The sequence below is a fragment of the Anabaena azotica SJ-1 genome (assembly GCF_047275885.1).
GTDB classification, from domain to species: domain Bacteria; phylum Cyanobacteriota; class Cyanobacteriia; order Cyanobacteriales; family Nostocaceae; genus Trichormus_B; species Trichormus_B azotica_A.
Map to the genome: position 1 here is coordinate 175369 of NZ_CP178454.1, position 26391 is coordinate 201759.

The 26391-nt window shown below is 38.2% G+C and carries 12 protein-coding genes; 8 read left to right on the forward strand and 4 right to left on the reverse strand.

The annotated features are described in order from the left end of the window. Positions 1-159: 159 nt before the first annotated feature. Positions 160-2910: an efflux RND transporter permease subunit gene (locus ACLLO5_RS00780; RefSeq protein WP_413173596.1), complete on the forward strand. Its 2751-nt coding sequence runs from the start codon at positions 160-162 to the stop codon at positions 2908-2910. Between the two features lie 279 nt (positions 2911-3189). After that, positions 3190-10557, forward strand: a complete 7368-nt coding sequence (locus ACLLO5_RS00785) for a phytase (protein ID WP_413173597.1) — start codon at positions 3190-3192, stop codon at positions 10555-10557. Between the two features lie 299 nt (positions 10558-10856). Here ACLLO5_RS00785 and ACLLO5_RS00790 read toward each other — a convergent pair whose 3' ends face one another. From ACLLO5_RS00790 to ACLLO5_RS00805, 4 genes are all read right to left on the reverse strand, one after another. Continuing rightward, complete coding sequence (locus ACLLO5_RS00790) at positions 10857-11249, reverse strand: VOC family protein (RefSeq protein ID WP_413173598.1); 393 nt, start codon at positions 11247-11249, stop codon at positions 10857-10859. Between the two features lie 393 nt (positions 11250-11642). After that, positions 11643-12932, reverse strand: a complete 1290-nt coding sequence (locus ACLLO5_RS00795; RefSeq protein WP_413173599.1) for a vWA domain-containing protein — start codon at positions 12930-12932, stop codon at positions 11643-11645. Next, positions 12929-14185 (reverse strand): vWA domain-containing protein, encoded by a 1257-nt coding sequence (locus ACLLO5_RS00800; protein ID WP_413173600.1) that lies wholly within the window; start codon positions 14183-14185, stop codon positions 12929-12931. The genes ACLLO5_RS00795 and ACLLO5_RS00800 overlap by 4 nt, the downstream gene beginning before the upstream one ends. A gap of 310 nt (positions 14186-14495) precedes the next feature. Next, positions 14496-18134, reverse strand: a complete 3639-nt coding sequence (locus ACLLO5_RS00805; RefSeq protein WP_413173601.1) for a S8 family serine peptidase — start codon at positions 18132-18134, stop codon at positions 14496-14498. Positions 18135-18278: 144 nt separating this feature from the next. On the opposite strand from ACLLO5_RS00805, the gene ACLLO5_RS00810 reads away from it, so the two are divergent. The 6 genes from ACLLO5_RS00810 to ACLLO5_RS00835 all read left to right on the forward strand — a co-directional run bounded on the left by ACLLO5_RS00810 (position 18279) and on the right by ACLLO5_RS00835 (position 26369). Continuing rightward, positions 18279-19610, forward strand: coding sequence for an NB-ARC domain-containing protein (locus tag ACLLO5_RS00810; protein ID WP_413173602.1), 1332 nt, complete (start codon positions 18279-18281; stop codon positions 19608-19610). 32 nt (positions 19611-19642) lie between these two features. Continuing rightward, positions 19643-21772: a CHASE2 domain-containing protein gene (locus ACLLO5_RS00815; RefSeq protein WP_413173603.1), complete on the forward strand. Its 2130-nt coding sequence runs from the start codon at positions 19643-19645 to the stop codon at positions 21770-21772. 2 nt (positions 21773-21774) lie between these two features. Beyond that, positions 21775-22473 (forward strand): DUF928 domain-containing protein, encoded by a 699-nt coding sequence (locus ACLLO5_RS00820; RefSeq protein ID WP_413173604.1) that lies wholly within the window; start codon positions 21775-21777, stop codon positions 22471-22473. A gap of 26 nt (positions 22474-22499) precedes the next feature. After that, positions 22500-24785 (forward strand): CHAT domain-containing protein, encoded by a 2286-nt coding sequence (locus ACLLO5_RS00825; RefSeq protein WP_413173605.1) that lies wholly within the window; start codon positions 22500-22502, stop codon positions 24783-24785. A 189-nt stretch (positions 24786-24974) separates the two neighbouring features. Beyond that, positions 24975-25667: an ATP-dependent Clp protease proteolytic subunit gene (locus tag ACLLO5_RS00830; protein ID WP_413173606.1), complete on the forward strand. Its 693-nt coding sequence runs from the start codon at positions 24975-24977 to the stop codon at positions 25665-25667. A 39-nt stretch (positions 25668-25706) separates the two neighbouring features. Continuing rightward, positions 25707-26369, forward strand: a complete 663-nt coding sequence (locus ACLLO5_RS00835) for an ATP-dependent Clp protease proteolytic subunit (RefSeq protein ID WP_413173607.1) — start codon at positions 25707-25709, stop codon at positions 26367-26369. Positions 26370-26391: the final 22 nt, after the last annotated feature.

Here is a 26391-nt window from a genome sequence, read left to right on the forward strand (position 1 = left end):
CTCCAGGGACTAAATAAAATTACTGAGGGAGGCTTCGCCAACAGTATCCGATTCCCTCCATCGCGCATCTTAGCTATTTGAAAAACTGACCAAAATGTAGGTCATTACTGTAGCATGACTAAATGATTGTGTCAGCCGCACGATAATTGAATTTCCAAGATGGTACAGACTAATAACTCAAAATCCGCACGCGAACGGTTTAATATTTCCAAATTGGCGATTGACTTTTCGTGGTTGACGGTATGTTTTTGGATAGGTGTGACGGTAGCTGGAGTTTTGGCTTTCAGTTCTCTGAAGTATGCTTTGTTTCCAGATATTACTTTTCCGGTGGTGGTGGTAAACGCCCAAGCGCCTTTAACATCAGCATTGGATACAGAGGCTAAACTCACCAAACCAATAGAAGAAAGCCTAAAATCATTGGCAGGACTAGATGATATTCGTTCTTCAACTTATCCTGGTCAAACTGCGGTTAGCTTGTCATTTGCTGTAGGGACGAATTTAGAAACATCGACTAGCAACACAGAAAATATAGTTAAGCAGTTGAAATTGCCCAAAGGGGCGAATTATAAAATAATTCCTCTGAACCTGAATGAGTCAGCAGCTGTTAGCTATGCGATTGAGAGTAAATCAGGAAATTTAAGGGACTTACAGAAACTGGCAAAAGATAAAATAGTGCCAGCGATCGCACAAATACCAGGTGTTCTCAAAGTATCCCTACTAGGAGATGGGAACAGCGTTCCCCCACCTACACCAACCGCTGGACTACCAGCAGCAGGAACATTAGTCAGATTTAACAGCAAAGATGCTTTAGCATTTCAAGTCATTAAAAAAGGTGATGCTAACACCTTAGAAGTGGTGAATCGGGTAGAGAAAGAAGTGCAGAAACTGAGGACTAACCTCAAAGATATCACCCTCACTCTTGCTGCTACCCAAGCCGAATATATCCGTAACGCCACCAAGTCCACCATAGATGCACTGATCGAAGCCATTATTTTATCAGTGGTGGTGATATTTCCGTTTTTGTGGAACTGGCAAGCCACTCTAATTTCTGCCTTAGCAATTCCCATTTCTTTGTTAGGGACATTTATCGTCATGGCGATTTATGGCTTTAACTTAGAAACGATTACCCTTTTGGCGTTAGCTTTGGTGATTGGTTCTATTGTCGATGATGCGATCGTCGATGTCGAAAACATCATGCGCCACATTGATGATGGGGAAACTCCGCGCCAAGCAGCCCTGATAGCTACTAATGAAATTGGCTTAACTGTCACCGCAGCCACCTTTACAGCAGTTGCGGTATTTCTGCCAATTGGTTTGATGGGTGGCGTGGTTGGCCAATTCTTCAAACCCTTTGGCATCACTGTTTCAGCTGCCATGCTCACATCTTTATTAGTGGCGCGGACATTATCCCCTGTATTGGCAATTTATTGGCTCAAACCATCAAAATCTAAATCTCCTCAACGGGAAAGTAAGATAGGAGTGCGATTTGACCAAATTTACTGCAACTTGCTCGCCTGGTCATTAAACCACCGTTGGCTAGTTGTCGGTTTAGCCGTTCTCAGTTTAGTTGGTGGTGTAGCCCTGATCCCCCTAATTCCTAAAGGCTTTATTCCCAAACTTGACCGGGGCGAATTCAATATTGTCTATACCTCTCCCTTGCCTAGTGTTCCTGATCCCCGACTATTGGCGCAAGCAGGACAAGGACAACTACCAGAACCAGGAAAGCTAACGGGACAAGGAGAAACGAACATAAGAGGACAAATAAATTCCTCTTCTTCTGCTGCTTTCGCTGCTTTATCATCTCCAATTCCTATTCCTAATCCTTTAAATGATTCTCTGGATGTTGCTAAGAAACTGGAAGCAGTGGTGAAAAAGTCCCCCGCAGTGGAAACGGTGTTTACTACTGTGGGTTCTCGTGAAGGTGAGCCGAATAAAGGGACGTTGTATATCAAGCTAAAAAAAGAACGTGAAATTTCTACTTCTGCTTTGCAGGATCAACTACGTTCTGATTTGCCTAATCTACCGGGTGTAACTACAAGTGTAGAAGATATTCAATTTGTGGATACTGGTGGCCAGAAGCCTTTACAGTTAGCTTTGCAAGGTGATGATCTGGCAGCTTTAAATAAAACCGTGAAGGAAATTAAAGTCCGAGTTGAGAAATTGCCAGGATTTGCAGATGTGACTGTGACAGGTGAGGCTAATCAACAAGGTAATGTGTTTCAAATTGAAAGATTGAATAATCAAAGGGTTGCCTATATCAGTGCAAATCTGGGTGGAAATTTAACTTTGGGTGATGCAACTGATCGGGTGGTAGCGGAAGCTAAAGCTGTGATACCTGCGGGTGTTTCTTTGAATTTGGGTGGTGATTCTGCTCGTCAGAGTGAGGTATTTGGTAGTTTTGGCAGCACTTTGGCTTTATCAGCTTTGTGTATTATCGGTGTGTTAATTTGGCTGTTTAAAAGTTGGGTAGACCCGATAGTTATTGGTATTTCTTTACCTTTGGCTTTGGTGGGGGCGTTGTTGGCGTTACTAATTACCAAAAGCGATTTTGGGATGATTTCTTTGATCGGTTTTGTGTTTTTGATTGGTATTGCTAACAAGAATGCAATTTTGATTGTGGATTATATCAACCAGTTACGGGATACGGGAGTTGAACGTAAACAGGCAATTCTGGAAACTGGATCAGTCAGATTTAGACCGATTATGATGACTACGGCTTCAACTATTTTGGGGATGGTTCCCATTGCTTTGGGTTTGGGTGCTGGTTCAGAGTTGCGATCGCCTATGGCTGTTGCTATTGCCGGTGGTTTGGTCAGTTCTACTATTCTCAGTTTGTTTGTTGTACCTGTTCTCTATGCAATTTTAGATGATTGGTTTCCCAGGAAGAATCAGGTGAAGGTTGACAGCTAACAACTCACATCCCCGATTTTCTTCCAGAAGTCGGGGATATTATATGGTGATAAAAAAACTGGTTGCAAGATAGCGATCGCTTACAGACAGAAGAAAGACTATTTCCTCTATTATATTTTTTAATAACGTTTAATTTCTTAACCTTGTGTTATTTAGTTCTTAATTTTATGAGGATAGCCTTTCTGTTTGTAGTATGGGTTTTAGCCCTTTAATAAACCAGAGGATTAAGTTCCTCACAACAAACTAATTAATGCTCATCCTCTAACTGCACATATAAAAATGACAAATCTAATTCAACTTAACAACCTCGACACTGTTAGCTTAAACGGTGCGGAAATCTCTGATTTTGATCCCAAATCAAAACGCCTATTTATAACTGGTGCATTAGATGGGAAGCCACTGCTGCAAGTAGTTGATGCTTCAGACCCAGAAAATCTTAATAAAAATAGTGATATTGACCTTTCTGAATTTGGTGCAGGAATTCAAAGTGTAGCAGTTAGAAAAGGTATAGGCAATGCAAACAGTATTGTTGCTGTTGCTATTTCTGCTAACACACTCACTGATCCTGGCAAAGTCGTTTTCTTTGACGCTGTTACACTCACTAAAATAGCCGAAGTGACAGTAGGTGCTTTACCTGATATGCTCACTTTCACTCCCGATGGTAGCAAATTACTTGTCGCCAATGAAGGAGAACCGAGTGAAGACTATTCTATTGATCCAGAAGGTTCAATTAGTATTATTGATGTTTCTGGAGATATTACCAGTTTAGATAATAGTAAAGTTATAACGGCTGATTTCACTGCTTTTAACAGTCAAATAGATGCTTTAAAAGCCGAGGGAGTCAGGATTTTTGGGCTTAACGCTTCAGTAGCTCAAGATTTTGAACCAGAATATATTGCAGTTTCGGCTGATAATCAAACTGCTTTTATCACTCTCCAAGAAAATAATGCTATTGCCGTTCTCAATATTGCGAGTGGAACTATTACAGACATTTTACCTCTTGGTTATAAAGACCATAATTTATCGGGAAATGGTATTGATGCCAGTGATAGAGACAATGGTATAAATATTAGAAATTGGCCTGTACTTGGTATGTACTTGCCAGATGGGATTAGTTCTTTTAAAGTTGGTAACAACACCTATTACATCACCGCTAATGAAGGAGATGCGCGCATCCGTCCCACCGATGATAATATCTTACCTGTTCCTAATGATGAAGAAGGTGATATTTTTAATGAAGAAACTAGGGTTAAAGATGTCATACTTGATCCGACAGCTTTCCCCGATGCTGCTGAATTACAAAAGGATGAAAATTTAGGTCGTCTGATTATTACCAATACCATGGGAGATACAGACGGAGACGGCGATTTTGATCAACTGTATGCTTACGGTGGTCGTTCTTTCTCAATTTGGAATGATCAAGGTCAATTAGTATATGATAGTGGGGACAAGATTGAACAAATTTTAGCTCAATTAACGCCTGATTTGTTCAATGCTAATAATGCTTCTCCTGACGATGTTGACACTCGTTCAGATAACAAAGGACCTGAACCAGAAAGTGTGGTAGTGGGTGTTATTAATAATGTACCCTTTGCATTTGTGGGTTTAGAACGTGCTGGTGGTGGGGTGATGGTTTATAACCTGAGTGACCCGACTGCACCAGCGTTTGTCCAATATATTAGAACTGAAGGTGATATCAGTCCTGAAGGTTTGAAATTCATCTCTGCTGAAGATAGTCCTAATGCTAAACCCATGCTGGCAGTTTCTAATGAGGTTAGTAGCACTGTTAGCTTGTATGAAATAATTCCCAGTGCTGCATCTACAGTAGAAACAACTCCTGTACTATTGGATGATGATACTTTACCTGATGATCAACAGGCTGATGCGGACGACCCAGCTATCTATGTTAATGCGACCAATTCGGCTAATAGTTTAGTATTAACTTCGGTTAAAAATGGTGGATTGCGGGTTTATGATTTATCTGGGGAATTATTGCAAACAGTAAACCCAGGTGGAATTCGTTACAACAACATAGACTTGCAATACGGTTTTGAATTGGGTGATCAAAAGATAGATTTTGCAGTGGCGAGCGATCGCAATAATGATAAATTAGCCATCTTCAAAATTAACCCCAATGCTAATGATGATAATTACTTAGAAGACATCACCGACAGCAGCATTGGTACTCTTTTCCAAGCCTTACCCTTTGACCCTCCCTACGAACCATCTTCCCGCAGTGCCTACGGACTCGCTCTTTATCGTAGCCCCTTCACTAACGATTACTATGTCTTCACAAGTCGTCGTCAAACCGGCGATATTGCCCAATTTAAATTAATCGACATGGGCAACGGTAAAATAGGTGCAGAAAGAGTCCGGGAATTCACCATTCCCACAGATGACGGAATTGACCCCCAAACCGAGGGAATGGTTGTAGACCAAGAAACCGGTTTCCTCTACATTGGTCAAGAAAATGTTGGTATCTGGAAATTTGATGCAGAACCCAACAGCAGCAACACAGGTAAACTGATTGATAAAGTCAAAGATTTAGGTGGTAGTAATCTTGTAGATGACGTAGAAGGACTAACAATTTACTACGGTGCAAACGGAACAGGTTATCTACTCGTATCCAGTCAAGGAGATAATACCTTTGCTGCATACACCCGCGAAGGAAACAACGAATTTTTAGGACGTTTCGCTATTGGTAGCAATGGAGATATCGACAGCGTACAAGAATCAGACGGTGCAGATGTAATTAACGTCCCCCTTGGTGCTAACTTCCCCAATGGTCTATTTGTTACCCAAGATGGTAATAATGATCCTGCTGTACTGGTTGAAGATGATGGTGAAATAGAAAACATCAGCAGCAACTTTAAATTTGTACCTTGGGAAAATATCGTTGATACCCTCCCCGATATCCTCAAAATTGACACCACCAGTTACGACCCCCGCAACCCTGTACTGCAACCTAGATTAACTAACTACGAATTTACCAACTTACCCAAATTAGGAACAACTTCCACAGGTCAAGATATCTTTTTGGGTGGTTTTTCTGGCTTGTATTTCCAAGGAACTGCACTTAATGGAAATTTGAAATTTGTCACCCATACAGACAGAGGACCCAATGGAGAACCCACAGGTCAAAACAGACCATTTCTATTACCCGACTTTCAACCAGAAATAGTCAGTTTTGAACTCAATCAACAAACAGGTGAAATCACTATCACCAACAGAACTGGATTATTCCGCGCAGATGGAACAACACCATTAACCGGACTTCCTAACGTGCAAGCTGCAACTGGGGGAACAGCTTACACTGATGAAATTGGTGTTGATTTGAATGGTAATGTTTTAGCTAACGATCCTTTTGGGGCTGATGTTGAAGGTATTGTTGTTGATGAAAATGGCCATTATTGGATGGTGGATGAATACCGTCCTGCAATTTATCATTTTGATGTGAATGGAAAGTTACTTGACCGTTTCATTCCCCAAGGAACAGCAACAGCAACAGACCCAGACCAACCAGCCGGTAATTTTGGTACTGAAGTTTTACCAGCAGTTTATGCCCAAAGACGTGCTAATAGAGGATTTGAAGCCGTAGCACTGGAAGGTAATAAATTGTATGCTTTTATTCAGAGTGCAATTGATAATCCTGACAACTCTGGAGATACAACTTCTAGAAATTCCCGCAATTTAAGAATTCTGGAATTTGATATTGTTTCTAAACAGGTAACTGGTGAATATCTCTATCTTCTTGATGATATTACAGGCAGTGGTACAGCCAAAACCGATAAAATTGGTGATGCTGTTTCATTAGGTAATGGAAAGTTTGCAGTAGTTGAACGAGATGATAGAAGTGATAACACTGCCAATAAACTCATCTATCAAATTGATTTAACAGGTGCAACTAATATTCACTACTCTGGGAATTTTAACCTACCTGCGGATAAAACTATTGAACAATTAACTCCTGCTGAATTAACTGCCGCTGGCATTACTTCTGTGAGTAAGAGTTTAATTGCTAATGCTGCCCAATTAGGTTACACGGGAGTTGAAAAATTAGAAGGTTTAGCATTAGTTTCACCCAACACTCTGGCGTTAATTAATGATAACGATTTCAATGTGGCAGGCACAAACACACCTGAAAAATTGGGGATTTTAGAATTACCCAAAAATCTGGTAGCAATATACGGTACTCCTGGTAATGACGAGCTTTTTGCCAATTTTGGCGATACTTTAATAGGAGGTCTGGGAGAAGATAGTTTATATGCTGAAGGGATTGCGGGCAATAACTATCTGGATGGTGGAGAAGACAACGATTCCCTGTTTGTAGTAGAAGGTAACAATAACACTCTTAAGGGTGGTGCAGGAGACGATTTGCTTTCTGTTGTAGAAGGCAATAATAACACCCTAGAAGGAGATGATGGAGCCGATAAGCTTTATATCATCGAAGGCAGCTTTAATACTCTCAAAGGTGGCATTGGTAATGATTACCTGAAGACATCCAGCGTCACAGGCAATAACACCCTAGAAGGTGGAGAGGGTGATGATATTCTGATTGGCATCTTAGCAAGCGATCGCTTATTTGGGGAAAATGGCAATGATTTCCTCTACGCTGGTCAACAAGGAACTCAAATGACTGGTGGTGCTGGATCAGACCGCTTTTATCTCGGCAACGGTTCAGTCCCAAATGTGCCAGGTGAAGTCTTAGATTTTACCAAGGGTGATGATAAAGTCATCATTGCCGGTATCCCAGCAGTTAATAGTTTTGATGACCTGATTTTAGAGCAAGTTGGGACTGATACATTTATCAAAGCTCTAATAGATGGATCTCAAAAAGAGTTAGGCATTTTAAGAAATGTCAACAAAAATACGCTCACAGCAGACGACTTTGGCTTTATAATTCCCGTTTTCTCCATCACAGACGCTTCCGCAGCAGAAGGAAATGCCATTACCTTCACCATTACCCGCACTGATGATATATTGGCTGACCAAACAATAACTGTCACCACATCTATTGCCACAGGAAATACAGCCAGTGTAAGTGATTTTACTGCCAAAACCCAGGAGCTAATTTTTGCTCAAGGAGAAACGCAGAAAACCTTTACTGTTCAAACCACTGAAGATGCTTTATTTGAAGGTGATGAAACTTTTACTGTCACCTTAAGTAATCCCACCAACGGCTCAATTATTAGTTCTACCAACACTACAGCCAAGGGAACTATTACCAATGATGATCTAGCCCCTGTATTTAGCATTGTTGCGGCTGAGGCCACAGAAGGAAGTGGTGTCACTTTTACAGTTACTCGTACAGGAGATGCCCAAGCTAACCAAGCAATAACTGTCACCACATCTATAGCCACAGGTGATACCGCTAGTGTAAGTGATTTTACTGCCAAAACCCAGGAGCTAATTTTTGCTCAGGGAGAAACCCAGAAAACCTTTACTGTTCAAACCACTGAAGATGCTTTGTTTGAAGGTAATGAAACTTTCACCGTTACCTTAAGCAATCCCACCAACGGAGCAATTATTGATGACACCAAGGATACAGTCCAAGGAACTATCACCAATAATGATCCAGTCCCTGTATTTGCCATTGCTTCGGCTCAGGCACTAGAAGGAAGTACAATTACTTTCACTATCACTCGTACAGGAGATGCTCAAGCTAACCAAAGTGTCACTGTCATCACTTCCATTGCTACAGGGGATACAGCCAGTGCAATTGATTTCACGACAAAAACACAAACATTCACTTTTGCAACTGGTGAAACCCAGAAAACCTTTACAGTAGATACTACTCAAGATACTGTAGTAGAAGCAAATGAAACCTTCACTATCTCTTTGAGTAATGCTACAGATGGTGCGGTGATCAGTTCTACCAATGGTACAGCCAAGGGTACTATTACTGATGATGATACACCGGCTGAATTCACAATTGCCGCAGCATCAGCAACGGAAGGAAATGCTCTCACTTTTACGGTTACTCGTTCCAGAGATAACCTGACTCCTCAAAATGTGACTGTCACCACATCTATTGCTACAGGAGATACAGCTAGTGTTAGTGATTTTACTGCAAAAACCCAAACTCTGACTTTTGCAGCAGGTGAAACCCAGAAAACTTTTACCGTCCAAACAAAAGAAGATACTGTAGTCGAAGCAAATGAAACTTTCACTGTCACCTTGAGTAATGCCACAAATGGTGCAGTGATTAGTTCCACCAATGGTACAGCCAAGGGAACTATCAATGATGATGATATAGCTTCTGTATTTAACATTAGCGCAGCATCAGCTACAGAAGGAAATGCTCTCACCTTTACTGTCACGCGGACAGGGAATAGTCAAACACAACAAAAAGTCACTGTTTCTACAGCTATTAATGCCAATGATACCGCTAGTAATAATGACTTTACTCGTAAAACTGAAAATCTAACTTTTGCGGTTGGTGAAACTCAGAAAACTTTTACCGTTCAAACAAAACAAGATTTCCGAGTGGAAGCAAATGAGACTTTCACTGTGAACTTAAGTAATGCCAAAAATGGTGCAACTATCAGTTCTACGAATGGAACAGCCAAGGGAACTATTAATGACGAAGATATTGCACTAGCCGTAATTACTAACAACAACATCTTTACTATCAAAGGTATTGGTGACACAGTTAGACTCAAAGCCACTCTCATAGACAGTAATTCTAGCGTTGTCAATGAACTAGGTGTATTTGCTGTTGATGATGCCCAAGGTAGAATTAAAGGTATTGCACCAGGGGAACAGGGTTACAACGAAGCCGCTTTACAACGAGCCAAAAGCCAGAGTAAAACAATTTTCTCTGCTATTGCTAATCTTCCTAATGGGTTTGAGACTGAAATTAATTCTGATAGTCTGACACGCTTATTAGGATTTAATTCCGGCAGTCACTTGAAATTCTTTTTGGTAAAAGAAGGTACAGTTGACTCTTTCCGAGCAGGAAAAATAGCAAGCACAAACATTATCTTTGCTGATACTTCTACTCAAAGAATTACAAAGGATGATGATAGTTTCACTATTTCTTGGAAAGAAAGTAGCACTACTACAGAATTCAATTCTCTAGTCGTTAAGATTGAATCTACTGATGAATCATCAACCATAGGTACAGCATTACAAGGATCAAACCAATCAGAAGTAGTTGATTTTCGAGATATATCAGGTAAGGTAAAAGCTGAGTTCTCTGTTTATCGAGAAGCTGCATTCAATAATGAAGTCTACTTTTACAAAGTTGATAATGCTCAAGGATTAATTGGTTCTGTGGAAGCGACCGCAACTAATCGCGTCAATTACTTGCAAGCTGCAATCAACAATATTATCAAAGATGCAGACACAGGTGAAAGAATCAAATTTGCTGTTGCTAACCAAGGTTTATTTACAGATAATGCGGTGATTGCTGGTGGTTCAATATTAGCTCCGATGATTATTATCAATGGTACTCTGTCCCAGTTAACTGATAATAACACTGCTAATGATCCTCAAGTTTATTTTCCGTATTTGGGAGTAAATTCTGATCAGGTAGACCACATTCGTTTGTTGGGAGATAATACCTTTGGATTTGAGGATTTACCCAATGGTGGTGATTTGGATTACAATGATGTGATTATTAGATTCGATTTTGCTATTGCCTAAATTCCTGAATTTCTGAGTCAGGGAACACCAAAAAATAAATTACCCCAAAATTTTAGATTGAAGAAGGCAGAAGGTGTTAAAAAGGGGATTCAAACCCCTCCTTAAAGAAAACCAGTAAATCTTTGATTCATTGGGGGTCTTAAACTCAAATAGGCAAAGCATAGAAGCTGTTGTTTTTATATCAAATTAATCCCTTCTGCCTTCTGCCTTCTGCCTCCTGCCTCCTGCCTCCTGCCTTGCCCTTTTAGGGTGTGGGAGAAACTATTGTTTCCTACACCCTTTTTTGTCACATTCTTGTTTTACACTGGTGTAAGTTCATAAATTTCCAATGGCAAATTATCAGGGTCTTTAAAAAAGGTAAATTTCTTGCCTGTAATTTCATCAATTCTGATATTTTCAACTTCGATATTGTGAGATGTTAAATAATTAACGCATTCCTGAATATTTTCAACTCCAAAAGCCAGGTGTCTTAATCCACAGGCTTCAGGATTACTAAATCTTTGGGGAGGATCAGGAAAAGAAAATAATTCGATTTGGGTATTTCCTACTTTTAAATCTAGTTTATAAGAATCTCTTGCAGTACGAAATGTCTCATGAATAATCTCAAAGCCTAATATGTCAGTATAAAAATGTTTGGATTTTTGGTAATCAGAACAAATAATGGCTACGTGATGAATGCTGGAAATTTTCATGATTTTGTGAGATTTTATTTTTAATGTTTTATTTTGGCTCTTCGGTACTTGTGATGCTAAATTCCCAATTGGGTAAGAGGGAACAGGGGGAAGAGACAATATTTTTCCCGAATGTTAAAAATTATGGTTTATTTGTTATCCATTATTCCTATTTTTACACATTCTGCATCAATTAATGAGGTACAAGGTTTCATTGCTGCTCCCCTGCTCCCCTGCTCCCCTGCTCCCCTGCTCCCTGCTCCCTGCTCCCTGCCCCCTGCTCCCCTGCTCCCCTGCTCCCCTGCCCCCTAAACCCAAATTAAAAGCACCTGATATTTATTGACTGGGTTGCCAAAGTAAATATCAAGTGCCGAAAAAGTTACTAATTTCCGCGTATACTTGCTATTGCAAATATCACTCCCTCAAAATAGTTTTTGATACAATCCTGGTTTTTTTCCGGTCTGCTTCAGAGAGTTCTTCACCGGCTTGTAAACGAGTAGCGGAAGATTGCAGGACTGTTGCTGCACCAATATCACCGATTTGCAAAGCAGTTTTAGCGGCTGTTTGTAGCATTGTGATAGCACCAGTGCGATCGCCTTGTTCTAATTTAGCTTCTGCTACTTGGGTTTGACGATACTTTGCCAACACCAAAATTGACTTGATCACTTGTGGATCAATTGCTGGTTCGTAAGTTTTAGTAATATTGGCATAGACTGGTATGAGGGTGGAAAATAAACCTTCTTGGTTAATAGCTGGATCATCATAGCGAATTTGGATGTGTCCAATCACTTGTTTTCCTGCTGGTAATTCCCCCAAATAAATATTTGCCAAAACTACCCTTTCTACATCTTTCATCAAATCTCCCAAGCGGACAATAAAGCTACCATTTGCTTCGGTTTCCACTGGTAATTCAATGGTTTCTGGGGCTACTTGGGCAATGGGTTTGAGTTCTGCTAACCGCACACCAGGGACGAGAGACAGCAACAGGTGGGCATTAGTTAAGCCCACAGACTGAATCCGTTTAAATAAGCGGCTAAATTGGTCTACAGCTTGTTGTGGATGCTCAATATAAGCCAGAGTACCACCACCAGCATCAGCAATTTTCTCCAGCAAATCCTGGTTCCAGTCATTGCCAAAACCGAAGGTGTTGAGGGTTAGACTGACTCTAGTGGCTTTTTGTGCTAGTTCCAAACAACGTTTGTTGTCATTGGGGCCAATTTGCCACTTCCAAATTTTTAACCCGCTGTCACCATGGCCATCTGTCAACAAAAATGCTTGGGAAACAGCGCCTTTTGTGCCTTTGAGTAATTCTGTAATTCCCAAAGATAAACCTTCAGCAATGATTGTGCCACCGCCAGCTTTCAGCTTTTTGTGTAACTGAGATTTGATGCTTTCGATGGTTTCGGGGTCTTGGATGATTTGGTTGGGGATAATGACCTCAGTAGTACCCGCAAAAGCGACTATTGAGATGCGATCGCCTGGCTTGAGTTGAGCTAATAATTGTTCTACAGCCTGAATCACGGTGTTCATGGGTTCGCCGTGCATGGAACCGCTTTTATCGAGAATCAGGCACAAATTCAAGGGTAAACTTGGGTCAAGCTCATCAGCAATGGACGAAATAGAAATTGCCAGTTGACGTTGGTTACTCAATTGAGCCGCGTCAACATTAGTATCGTTTAGTGCCGATAGTAATTGAACTTTCATTTAGGAGGAGCATCCTGCAACACAGTTTTTGAGACAATCCTGGTTTTTTTGCGATCGCTTTCGGATAACTCTTCCCCAGCCTGTAAGCGAGTAGCTGAAGTTTGCAACACCGTTGCTGCACTGGCATCTCCCATTTGCAAAGCCGTTTTAGCTGCCGTTTGTAGCATTGTCGCCGCCCCAGACCGATCACCCTGTTGTAATTTCGCTTCGGCTAACTGGGTTTGGCGATATTTGGCTAAAGCCAAAATCGACTGCTGTACGTGGGGATTAGAACTTGGTTGGTAAATGCGCTCTACATTCGCATGAACTGGCATATTTAGGGAAAATAAACCGGTTTGGTTCAGGGCGGGGTCATCGTAGCGGACTTGTACATTAGCGATCGCCTGTTTACCTTCTGGCAACTGTCCCAAATAAATATTAGCCAAAATTACCCGTTCTACGTCTTTCATTAAATCTCCCAACCGGACTGCAAACCGACCATCGGCTTCTGGTTGTACTGGTAACTCAATGGTATCTGGTGCCACTTGGGCAATGGGTTTGAGTTCAGCTAAACGGACATTGGGTAACAGTGAAAATAACAGATAAGCGTTAGTCAATCCCACCGTTTGCATTCTGCTAAACAAGCGATTGAACTTATCCACTGCTTGATCAGGGTGTTCAATATGAGACAGATTCCCTAGCCCCGCATCGGCTATTTTTTCCAGAATATCCTGATTCCAATTGTCACCAAAACCCAACGTATTCAAGGTTAAATTATAGCCAGCTGCTAATTGAGCGAATTTCAAGCAGCGATTATTATCACCATGTTCATTTTCCCCATCTGTGAGTAAAAATGCTTGGGAAATAGTGTCCTTTTTACCCTTGGCTAATTCCTCAATTCCCAACCGCAAACCCTCATCAATAGCAGTTCCTCCATCTGCTGTGAGGCGAGTTATTTGCTGTTTGATTTGGTTGCGATCGGTAATTATCTGATTAGGGACTAAAACCTTGGCGCGGTGGTCAAAAACAACGATACTCAGCCGATCTTCAGAACTGAGTTTATCAACTAGCAGAGAAGCAGCTTTTTTCACAGTTTCGAGCGATCGGCCATTCATCGAACCACTATGATCTAAAATTAAGCATAAATTCAATGGCGCACTGCGATCTAGAGTTTCGCCTATCGCCGAAATAGAAACCGCCAACTGACGTTGACTGCTTTGCTGATTCGCGTCTAAATTAGCATCATTGAGAATAGGCTGCAAGTTAACCTTCATAAACCAATTTTCCTATCGAGATCATCTATATCTATTTAATAGATAACTCCAAAAGGTAGCCTCATGGCTACGGAAAACAGGTACATCAGGAGTCAGGAGTCAGGAGTCAGGAGTATGGCTTACGCCACGCTTCGCTATCAGGAGTCAGGAGTCAGGAGTCAGGAGTCAGGAGTAAAACCCTGTGTGTTGTAGTTAGAGTTTCATTATTAATTTATGTCCTAACCATCATGTCCACTGCTGTATATCAAGGTTATCCGCAAAAACAGGGCGTAGGATGTGAAAATTTCTTTCTCCACACCCTAAATTTAGCTTAAGCGAAGAAAAATGAAGCTGTATTATTGTTAGTTAGGTTTAAGCTAATATTCTCAGATGAAAAATCGCTAGAGTTAACTAAAGTCATTAACAAAGTCCCTGTAGCAAAACCTGCATTGCCAGTAATACCATCACTGAGGCGAAAATAAGTGTTAATGCCATTTGTATGAATATCTATGCTACCAAGATTAGTAAAACCAATGCGATCGCCACTACTGCGATTAAATTGATAGATAGTATCAGCGCCATCACCTAAATTATACAAAACACTATCACTGTGACTATCTACTCCCAGGTAAATAATATCATTCCCTAATCCACCAATCAGTGTATCTGCACCTACACCACCATTAAGATTATCATTACCTGCACCACCTGTCAGGGTATTAGATGAAGTATTACCTATGAGTTTATTATTCAATGAATTACCAAATCCATTAATGGCACTATTACCAGTTAACGTCAGATTTTCGACATTATTAGCTAAAGTGTAAGTAACAGAAGATTGAACAATCTCAGTTCCAGCATTGGCATTTTCAAAAATTACATCACCAATGTTATCGACAATAAACGTATCATTCCCCAAACCACCTTCTAGATAATCTGCACCCGCACCACCATTGAGATTATCATTACCTGCACCACCTGTAAGGGTATTAGATGCAGTATTACCTATCAGTTTATTATGCAATGAATTACCAAATCCATTAATTACACTATTACCAGTTAATGTCAGATTTTCGACATTATTAGCTAAAGTGTAAGTAACAGAAGATTGAACAATATCAGTTCCAGCATTGGCATTTTCAAAAATTACATCACCAATGTTATCGACAATAAACGTATCGTTCCCCAAACCACCTTCTAGATAATCTACACCAGCACCACCATTGAGGATATCATTACCATCTCCTCCTTTTAAGGTATCATTACCATTGCCACCATTTAAAGTATCATTACCACCCAAACCTTCAATGATGTCATCATTAATAGTTCCTGTGATTGTATCTTTATCAGCAGTACCAAAAATTGCCAAAGAGCGATTGCCAAAATTAATATTTTCTACTTGTTGACCAGAACTCAAATTAACTGTGTGAGTTTTCTGAACATAACTTAAGTTTAAAATTGCCTCTCCTAAAGCCAGAACATCAACACGCTTAAAGTTTAGTCCTGTATTCGTGACATTATCATCTTCATCATCGCCATCATTAATAGTTGTGCCAGTAGACTTTAATAAGTTAGAAATCTCTGTGAAGGTTAACTTTCGTCCTAATGTTTGTTGAGCTAATTGCTGTGCTAATACCACGATACCTGTTATGTGAGGAGCCGCTTGACTAGTACCACTTTGAGTGATTAAATCACTGTTAGGTCCAGCCCCCGTAATAGGTGCGCCGGGAGCAAAAACAGTGGTTAAAGTTTGATGACGCTGAGAAAAAGGAGTAATGCGATCGCTGCCAGTAGAAACAGCAGTTGCTCCACTTTGATAAGCTACACTACCAATATTGGCATCATAAACAGCACCAATAGAAAGAGAATTAGGATCAGCAGCTGGATAAGATACTCCCGCCACACTATTAAAACGATAAAAGTCATTACCAGATGCTGAAACAGCAATCACATTCATAGCAGCCAGTGCAGCTAGTTCATCCCCAATACCATATAAATATTGAGGAGTATTGTAATTTTGCTCATCACCTAAAGACATATTTACACTAGCTATGTTATAGGCAGCCGCATTGTTAATTACCCATTGCAAAGCTTGTTCTATGTAGCCAAAATTTCCGCTACCATTATTTTTAAATACCTTCAAGTGAATAATATTAGCTCCTGGAGCCATTCCTGTGTAAATGCTGTCAGATGAAGCCACAATACTAGAGACATTAGAACCATGTCCATTGACATCACTTGCATCTGCATCTCCATCAGCAAAATCGTACTGATAGACTATTCGATCAGCAATACCATCACCATTATTATCTGATCCAAAAAAGGCATCATCTAGATCAATCCCCGTGTCCAAAATAACCGTAGTCCAGCCACTACCATTAATACCAGCAAACCGAGAATCTGCACGAAAATCATCAATATTAATCAGTGAACTAGAAATATTTGTGCTAGGAGTAATATTGGCTGTGAAAAAGTCATTGTTAGGCAAATAAACAGGTGCATTAGATCCAGTAGTAGTAACTACAGGTAAATTTTGTATTTGAATTTGATTTAAACTACTACTAGGATAAGTTTGCTGCCAATTATTTTTTAGCACTTGAGCAACATAATAATTACCTGGCTTCAGATTATTAAATGTGTAATTACCATTAATATCTGTGGTCGTCGATAATTCATTTACATCTAATTGATGATTTTGGTTTTGGTCTAGGTAAACAGTCCAAACCGATAAACCTAATTCACCAGGGTTTTGGATTGTATCACTATTGATATCATTCCAGACATTACCGCTAATTTTTCCAAATTGATAACCACCAAAATCTTGATTATTTACCGTACTTCCATTAGTTAAATCAACCGTGTAAGCATTACCAATAGGAGTTGAAGTTTGCCAATTCACTTGGGATACTTCCCGAATTATGTAAGTACCTGCATTGAGATTAGTAAAGGCATAATTACCATTAATATCTGTGGTTGTGGAAGTTTCACCTGTATCTAGTTGATTATTATTATTACCATCTATGAAAACCACCCAACCTGATAAACCAGTTTCACCACTTTCTTTAATGCCATTAGCATTTAAATCATGCCATTTAGTTCCCCTAATTTCTCCTGACGGTAAAAGACTGATTACCTTATCATCAAATTGTAAATATTCAATACCAGTTAAAAAATCTGCTCCATCAAGTCCTGATACTTCACCACTAGTCAGATTAATACTATAACTAGTATAACTCCCACTAAAAATTGCTGTATCATTGCCAGAACCACCATTAATATAATCATTACCAGCACCACCATTTAAAATATCGTCTCCTGAATCTCCACTCAGGTTATCCATTCCATCTCCACCATTTAAAACATCGTTTCCTGAACCTCCATTCAGGTTATCCATTCCATCTCCACCATTTAAAATATCATCTCCTGAACCTCCATTCAGGTTATCCATTCCCCCATAACCATTGAGAATGTCATTACCTTCATATCCATTGAGATTATCCATTCCAGAAGTGCCATTTAATATGTCATTTCCGCTAGTTCCTCCACCTATTCCTGAGTCTATATTCTGTGTAGAAAAGCTGATGTTATAGTTGGTATTAGAACCTGAAGAATAGACGCGCACATAATAAGTACCTGAAGTCAAAGATCCATTAATAGATATCGTTTTTGTATAACTATTATTAATGCTTTGGATCTTTTGACTAATACTAAATCCTGAAGATGAGTAAGAACCACTAGGAGTAACAGATATTGGCGTTTCTCCAGATTCAATTGAAGCGTTATTGTTAGTATCTTGATAAAGATCTAAACCATAGTAACCACCACTAATATTGAGGTAAAGATTTTGGGTACTATTAAGGTAAAATAAATAATAATCATTGGGGTCAGTTGTACCAACGAAATCATTAAAAGTTTGAGTGGTATTAAGAATACCTAAATTGCGGGCTGTGCTTAATGTGTTGTCTGTCATAACTACTTACCAAAATATACTGTGATAATTCATCATAATCACAGACAAATTCAAGAGTAAATACTTAAAATTCTGGAATTTATTCAGTTATGTATATAAAATTCATACCAAGAACTGTTGTTTACACTAATGTCAAATTTAGCCATGAATATTGAAGAAGCATTAAGTTTATTGAATGATTTATTTAATAAGCAGAGTAAAGCGCCATTAACTTCGCTTGAAAAAGCAATTATTTGTCAAAGTTGGGAAGACAAAAAATATGAAGAGATGACAGATATCGGTTATTCCCCTAATTATATAAGCAAGGATAGTGCGCCGAAGTTATGGAAGAAAATTTCTGATGTTTTAGGGGAGAAGGTCAGTAAAAATAATTTACGAGTAGTGTTAGAAAATTTACCACCGAAAAAATCATTATCTAAATTAGAAACACAGGAAGAATTTGTTACACAAAGTGTATCAGTTAATTATATTTCTGCTGTGCAAGATTGGCGAAATATGGTTAATTTGGATATGTTTGGACGTGATGAAGAATTGGCAATTTTTAAAAATTGGATTGTTAAAGATGAATGCCAATTAGTAGCGATTTATGGTATGGGGGGAATAGGAAAAACTACATTAGTAGGAAATTTTATTCAAGATTTAGTTAGAAATCAAAAGGATGTATTTACCAATATTATTTGGCTTTCTCTGGTATATTCTCCAACTTTAGAAAATCTTTTAACAGAAATTCTCAATTTACTTTCACCTGAGCAGTATTTAGCTCCATCTATTGCAAATCTGGTAGATAAGTTGCGATCGCATCGTTGTTTAATTATTCTTGATGCTGTAGAAAATATCTTTGCTGAAGATAGTTTAGCGGGTAAATGTCGTCAAGGATATGAACAGTATGGTAATCTATTCAAACAAATTAGCAACTCTCAACATCAAAGTTGTTTATTATTAACAACTGTTGAAATTCCTAGAGAACTTACTTTGTTCCCAATAATTAATAGTCCTGTACGTCTATTAAAACTTCAAGGTTTAAAAATTCAACCAGCGAAAGATATACTCCGCAAACGAGGACTAACTGAAGAAGAAGGTTGGGAAACATTAATTAAATTATATCGTGGTAATCCTTTAGCATTAAAATTAGTATCAACTATAATTTTAGACTTTTTTAATGGTAAAGTAAGTAATTTTTTGGATGAAAATACTACCTTTGTTGGGCAGATTGTGGAATTATTAGATAAACAGTTTATGCGATTATCTGATTTAGAAAAACGATTGCTTTACTATCTAGCTGAAAGAAGAAAGCCAATCAATTTTGCTCACTTATATTCAGATTTTGATCAGAGTCTCTCTAAGTCGCAGTTATTAACAGTTTTGGAGTCTTTATTTATGCGATCGCTCATAGAAAAGAATATTGAAAATAGAGAATCTCTTTTTAATCTTCAACCAGTAATTCAAAAATATATTCAGAATTATCATAATAATTAATATTATTCCTATATTTTAAATTATCAAAGATTATGTTTAATCCAGGGTTAATCATCAAAAATCGCTATCGGGTTATCAAACAAATAGGTCAAGGTGGATTTGGACAAACTTTTGAAATTGATGATAGGGGTAAAATTAAAGTTTTAAAAGTCTTAAATTTTAAAAATTTTAGTAATTCCTATCAAAAACAAACCGCTTTATCACTCTTTATGAGAGAAGCATCAGTATTAATGCAGTTAAATCATCCAGGAATTCCTAAAGTAGACAATGATGGCTATTTTATTTGGACAAATTCAACTGGTGAGCAATACTATTGCTTAGTTATGGAAAAAATTCCTGGAGAGAATTTAAAAGATTGGATGCACCACAGAAATATGCAACCAATTAATGAAGAATTAGCTGTTGATTGGCTTAATCAATTATTAATTATTCTCAATTATCTGCATCAAAATCAATATTTTCATCGAGATATTAAACCTGCCAATATTATAATTCAACCAAATGGTAAATTAGTCTTAATTGATTTTGGTGCAGTCAGAGAAATTACATATACATTATTACACAAATTAGCGGTTAGCCATGACATTACTATTTTAATTTCACCTGAAGGTTACACACCTCAAGAACAAATTAATGGTAAAGCTTTACCGCAATCAGATTTATTTGCTCTTGGACGAACTATGGTGTTTTTGTTAACTGGTTTAATTCCTGCTCAACTTCCTCAAGATGAGGTTAATGATGAGTTAATTTGGCGAAACAAAGCACCACAAATATCTTCACAATTTGCAGATTTAATTGATAATTTAATAGCTGTATATCCACAAGATAGACAATCTAATATAGGAGAAATCAAGAAAACATTATCAAATTTAATAGGTTTAGAAAAAAATCAAGAAAATTATTTTTTGAATAAAATTAAGCATTCAAAATTAAACAAGATTTATAATATTCGATTGTTGTACATAATTGCGACTCAAATATTAATAACAAGTATAGTTATAGGAATTAGAACATTGGGTTGGTTGCAATTTTTGGAACTAAAAGCTTTTGACCAATTGTTATCATTACGTCCTCTGGAAAATAAAGATGACCGAATTTTATTAGTGACAGCAGGTGAATCAGAAATTAGTAAATACAAATATCCGTTACCAGATGAAGTTTTATTGAAAGTTTTGCAAACATTAGAATCTTATCAACCGGAAGTGATTGGTTTAAATATATATCGGGATTTCCCAATTAAAAATAATGCTAAATTATTATTACCCCAATGGCAAAATAATCAGAAATTAATTACCACTTGTTTTGTGAGTGGTAAAAATTCTCCAGAAGCACCAGGAATTTCTCCTCCTTTCGGTGTTCCAGAAGCAAGAATTAGTTTTAATGATGGGATTGAAGATGTTGATGGAATTTATCGCAGACATTTATTATTTTTACCTCCAGTTCCTAGTTCTCAATGTCAGACACAACAATCTTTTAGTTTTGTGTTAGCAGAACGTTATTTACAAGCACAAGGTATCTACGCACAAACAACAGCAGATGGTTATTTACAATTAGGTAATGTCATTTTTAAACCCTTAAAGCTAACTCCTGGTATGTATCTAAAATCTCCATTAGGTGGTGAGCAAATTCTATTAAATTTTCGTCAAACTAAGAATATTGCTGACACAGTATCTATCACTGAATTGTTAGCAGGTAAGGTTAAATCAAATTTAGTTAAAGGTCGCATTGTTTTAATCGGTATGACTGACCAAAATGCACATAGGTATAAAGTTCCTAATATTAATAATGTATTTTCTAACGGTGAAATATCAGCTTTAACGATGCAAGCACATCTGACTAGTCAAATTCTGAGTACAGTCATTGATCATCGGATTTTATTATTAGTTTGGACTCAATGGGCTGAGATTGTATGGATACATGGATGGTCTATTTTAGGTAGTTTATTAGCTTGGCATTTCCGGTCTTGGTTAGAGTTGTGTATAGGGATATGTAGCTTGATTTCTATATTATACGTATTATGTTATATTATTTTCTCACAAGGATTTTTGATTCCTTTATTACCACCAGCTTTGGTTTTAGTTTTAACAAGTTTAGCTGGCTTATTACTAAAGAATTCTACAAATAAAGCAGTAAATTTTTCTAGTTTAGTGATTGGTAAATAAATATGAAACATAAATTCATATCTTTCTTTTGGTTGATCTTAGCTTTAGGATTTTTTGGCTTTAATTACCCATCATCTGCACAAACTATATTAGATTATAAACCACCAAAAAGTGAGGATGAACCACCACCTACAAAACCAGGAGGAACTCGTCCGGGATGTAAATCTGAGCAAATGACGGCTTTAAAACCTAAATATGATGTGGGATTAACTATTAATGAACGTCCGACTTTTTGGGTATATGTTCCTTATTCTGCTAAGTTACCACATTCGGCAAGTTTAATTATTTGGGATGGACAACAAAATAAAGTTTATGAAACTAGTTTTCAGTTGAAAAATACACCAGGAATTATTGGGTTTCGTTTACCTGAAAATGCACCAAATTTAGTAAGCGGAAAAACCTATGGATGGGATTTTTGGTTTAGCACCGATGAAAACAATTGTAAATATTATGTCAACTGGTGGATTAAGCGTGTACAAGTATCTGATGATTTAGAAAAGAAAATTAATCAAGCTAAGACAGTGCGCGATCGCTTGATAATTTATGCAGAATATGGTATATGGCATGATCTTTTTACTGATTTAGCAGAACTATACCGCACCCAACCCCAAAATCCTCAAGTACAAGCTGATTGGAAAACTTTATTACGGGATAAAGATGTAAATTTAGATAAATTTATTTCTGAACCAATTGTTAAGTAACTATTACTCAGTTTTTTGAGAAAATTATGAATATGCTGATGTTAAAACGATTTTTTACGCTCTTGACTTTAGTCGTTACTTGCAATGCTTTTTATCCAATAAAAGTTTTAGCTCAAAATTCTGATCAAATTCTTATACCTATACCTGAAGATGCCACAATTACAGATCCTTTTGGTAGAACTGACAAGATTCCCAACCCATCACAAATGTATCCTTTTAATGATTTTACTCCTCAACAAGCCATAAAAATGTTTGAGGAAAGTTTAGCAGTAGCTAGAAGAGAAAGAGATTCACACGCTGAAAGTTTAGCTCTAATGAATTTAGCTAATGTCTATACTATGTTAGGTGATTTTGGTAATTATCAAGCTTATTTAGAAGCAGTTAAATTTTTTGAGCAGAGTTTAAAAATTAGACATCAATTGCAGGAAAAAGATGGAGAAGCAATAACTTGGTTGAATTTAGGTAACGTTCATCACCGATTAGGTAATTACGAACTCGCAATAACAGCTTATGAAAAAAGTTTAGCGTTAGCTAGACAGGTAAATGATTATTGGTTAATGTCTGGTTCTCTGCGAGGTTTAAGTTTCGTATACAGCAAGCAAAATAATTTTCCCAAGTCTCTAGATTATTTACAACAAGGTTGGGAAGTTGCTAAACTGATGAATTCACCTCAACAAAACTTTTCATTTTTGCATGATTTAGGATATGCTTTTTTTCGAGCTAATAGACTCAAAGATGCCAAAGACACACTTTATCAAGGAATTAAAAATTGGGAATTATTAATCAGTCAAATTACTAATACAGATGCGGAAAAAATTACGATTGGAGAAGTACAACAAAGTTTAATTTATCGCACACTTCAAAGAGTTTTAGTAGCTGAGAATAAACCTGAACAGGCATTGGAAATATCTGAAAGGGTAAGAACAAAAGCTTTTTTAGAATTGTTAAATCAACGTTTTTCAGGATATTCTACTGCCCAGATTCCATCTCTTCCTAATATTGAATTATTAAAGAAAATTGCCCAAGAGCAACAAGCAACCATAGTAGAATATTCAATCATAGAATATCAAAAAATAGATAAAGGAATTGGGAAGCTGGAACTAGGAGAAATATTTATTTGGGTAATTCAACCTAATGGTCAAGTTAAGTTCCGTCGTAGTGATTTTAAAGCAGGATTAGCCAATTACAATCGCACCAATGCTCCTTTACAAGAATTGATTGTAGAAATGCGTCAATCTTTAAGAATAGATTCTGGTCGCGGTATTCCTAATCGAGCAACTCCCCAAATAGGAGAAATAGTAAGATTAGAAGGTAGACCTATTGAGTTTAAATATAAAGTAGAGAGAATTGATCAACAAAAAGGTACTATATTTTTACGTCCAGTTAATGCTGAAAATAATGACAGACCAGCAAAAGAATACTTATTAACAGAAGTAATTCCAGCTAAATCAATATATCCAAGTTTAAAAAAATTACATGAACTGCTGATTGAACCAATTGCTGAATTTTTACCAACAAATCCTGATGCTAAAGTAATATTTATTCCAGAGCGAGTATTATTTCTGGTTCCTTTTGCAGCATTGCAAGATAATCAAGGGAATTATTTAATTGACAAACATACAATTTTAACTGCTCCTTCTATACAGGTGTTGAATTTTACTAATCAACAACGACAAAAAGTGCAGAAATCTGGATTGAAACAAGCGGTAGTAGTAGGTGATCCGACTATGCCATTTTTGGATTCTATAGAAAAGTTGCCGAGTTTACCGAATGCCAAGATAGAAGCAAAAGCGATCGCTAACTTATTACCCTATCAAACTCAACTGCTGATTGGCGAAGAAGCAACCAAACAAAGAGTAGTAGAATTAATGCCCAAAGCGAGAATTATTCATTTAGCTACTCACGGTTTATTAAGTGATATTACAGGAGGAAAAATACCAGGAGCGATCGCACTGGCTCCCTCACCCAGAGATAATGGTTTTCTTACTGCTGAAGAAATTCTTGGGCTGCGCTTAAATGCAGAATTAGTTATTTTAAGTGCTTGTGATACAGGTCGAGGTAGACTCACTGTAGATGGAGTAGTAGGTTTATCTCGCTCCCTCATCGCTACAGGTGTTCCTAGTGTCATTGTCTCCCTCTGGTCAGTCCCAGATGCACCAACAGCCCCCTTAATGAAAGAATTTTATCAGGAATTTTTACAAGCCAACTCTAACAAAGCCAAAGCATTAAGAATAGCGATGTTAAACACAAAAAAACAGTATCCCGAACCAAAAAACTGGGCTGCTTTTATCTTAATTGGTGAGTCAGAGTAAACGAATAGGGGCAGCCCCTACCCCCATTTCCTCAGTCCTATTTCTGGAAAAATAGCATAATATTCAAGACAACCATCCTAACAACCTAGCTTTCTTGATCGTCAGCGAGAAATCCACACCCTAAATCTCCCAAACATCGCGCTAGGATGTAATACAGTTAACGGCATAGTTTCAGATCATCGAGTTGCTATGGAAAATTCCCCCATCAAGGCAGTTCAAGCCTCCTACTACAACAACGATAGTTCCTACCGGACACCACCACCAGATTTACCCTCCCTGCTGCTGAAGGAACGAATTGTCTATCTGGGAATGCCTTTGGTTTCAGCAGATGAATACAAGCGTCAAACAGGTGTGGATGTAACAAAGTTAATTATTGCTCAGTTACTCTATCTGAAATTTGACAATCCAGACAAGCCAATCTTCTTTTATATCAATTCGACGGGTACTTCTTGGTATACAGGGGATTCCATCGGCTATGAAACAGAAGCGTTTGCCATCTGCGATACCATCGACTATATCAAGACACCCGTACATACAATTTGCATTGGTCAGGCAATTGGCACAGCAGCACTGATTTTATCAGCTGGAACCAAAGGTTATCGAGCTAGTTTGCCTCATGCCACCATTGTACTGAACCAACCTCGAAGCGGCACACGGGGTCAAGCAACAGATATTCAAATCTATGCCAAAGAAGTCTTAGCAAACAAGGCAGCTATCCTGGAGATTTTCTCCAAAAACACTGGACAGACTCCGGCAAAAATTGCTAAAGACACTGAGCGGATGTTCTATTTGACCCCCCAAGAAGCGAAAGAGTATGGGCTAATTGATATCGTCCTAGAAAGCATGAAGGATCTGCCCAAACCTATACCAATCCTTGCTTAAATCGCTTCCAATCATCCCTAGTCTCTTCCAATTATTCCTATGCCTGTTGATTCAGCACTTCGGGTTCCTTATAACATTCCTGGTAGTAACCAATGGCAGTGGATCAGTATTGGTCAACGCATGACTCAGGAACGTATTCTTTTCTTGAACCAGCCACTCACTACCAGTTTGGCAAATTCCCTCATTTCCGCAATCCTGTATCTGGATTCCGAAGATCAAAGCAAACCAATCTATCTTTACATCAATTCGCTGGGTGATCCTGTCCTAGCTGGTATGATATATGAAACGGCTGGCATGATGTCAATTAAATCTTGTTTGGCAATTTATGACACCATGCAGTACATCAAGTCAGAAATTGTTACCATCTGTTTCGGCCAAGCTGTCGGTATGGCAGCCCTGATCCTATCATCTGGAACAAAAGGAAAACGGGTAAGTTTACCTCACGCCAGTATCGCATTGACTCAGTTCCAGGTTGCAGCGCAAGGTCAAGCCACAGATATTCAAGTTAACGCGGAAGAAGTATTGCGGAAAAGAGCCATTATTCTGGATATTTTCTCCCAAAACACGGGGCAACCAGCCGAAAAGATTGCGAAAGATAGTGAACGTATTTTCTATATGACCCCTCTGGAAGCCAAAGAATACGGACTGATTGATCGGGTTTTGGAAAATAGCAAACAGTTGCAAAACTCTATTGTGGCTTGATCTAAATCCTCAACTCTGGGTT

What these genes read in the sequence shown, in the direction of transcription:
- ACLLO5_RS00815 (WP_413173603.1), top strand. Translation starts at nt 19,643, where the DNA reads ATGTTTAATCCAGGGTTAATCATCAAAAATCGCTATCGGGTTATCAAA.
- ACLLO5_RS00835 (WP_413173607.1), top strand. Translation starts at nt 25,707, where the DNA reads ATGCCTGTTGATTCAGCACTTCGGGTTCCTTATAACATTCCTGGTAGT.
- ACLLO5_RS00830 (WP_413173606.1), top strand. Translation starts at nt 24,975, where the DNA reads ATGGAAAATTCCCCCATCAAGGCAGTTCAAGCCTCCTACTACAACAAC.
- ACLLO5_RS00825 (WP_413173605.1), top strand. Translation starts at nt 22,500, where the DNA reads ATGAATATGCTGATGTTAAAACGATTTTTTACGCTCTTGACTTTAGTC.
- ACLLO5_RS00810 (WP_413173602.1), top strand. Translation starts at nt 18,279, where the DNA reads ATGAATATTGAAGAAGCATTAAGTTTATTGAATGATTTATTTAATAAG.
- ACLLO5_RS00790 (WP_413173598.1), bottom strand. Translation starts at nt 11,249, where the DNA reads ATGAAAATTTCCAGCATTCATCACGTAGCCATTATTTGTTCTGATTAC.
- ACLLO5_RS00805 (WP_413173601.1), bottom strand. Translation starts at nt 18,134, where the DNA reads ATGACAGACAACACATTAAGCACAGCCCGCAATTTAGGTATTCTTAAT.
- ACLLO5_RS00800 (WP_413173600.1), bottom strand. Translation starts at nt 14,185, where the DNA reads ATGAAGGTTAACTTGCAGCCTATTCTCAATGATGCTAATTTAGACGCG.
- ACLLO5_RS00785 (WP_413173597.1), top strand. Translation starts at nt 3,190, where the DNA reads ATGACAAATCTAATTCAACTTAACAACCTCGACACTGTTAGCTTAAAC.
- ACLLO5_RS00820 (WP_413173604.1), top strand. Translation starts at nt 21,775, where the DNA reads ATGAAACATAAATTCATATCTTTCTTTTGGTTGATCTTAGCTTTAGGA.
- ACLLO5_RS00780 (WP_413173596.1), top strand. Translation starts at nt 160, where the DNA reads ATGGTACAGACTAATAACTCAAAATCCGCACGCGAACGGTTTAATATT.
- ACLLO5_RS00795 (WP_413173599.1), bottom strand. Translation starts at nt 12,932, where the DNA reads ATGAAAGTTCAATTACTATCGGCACTAAACGATACTAATGTTGACGCG.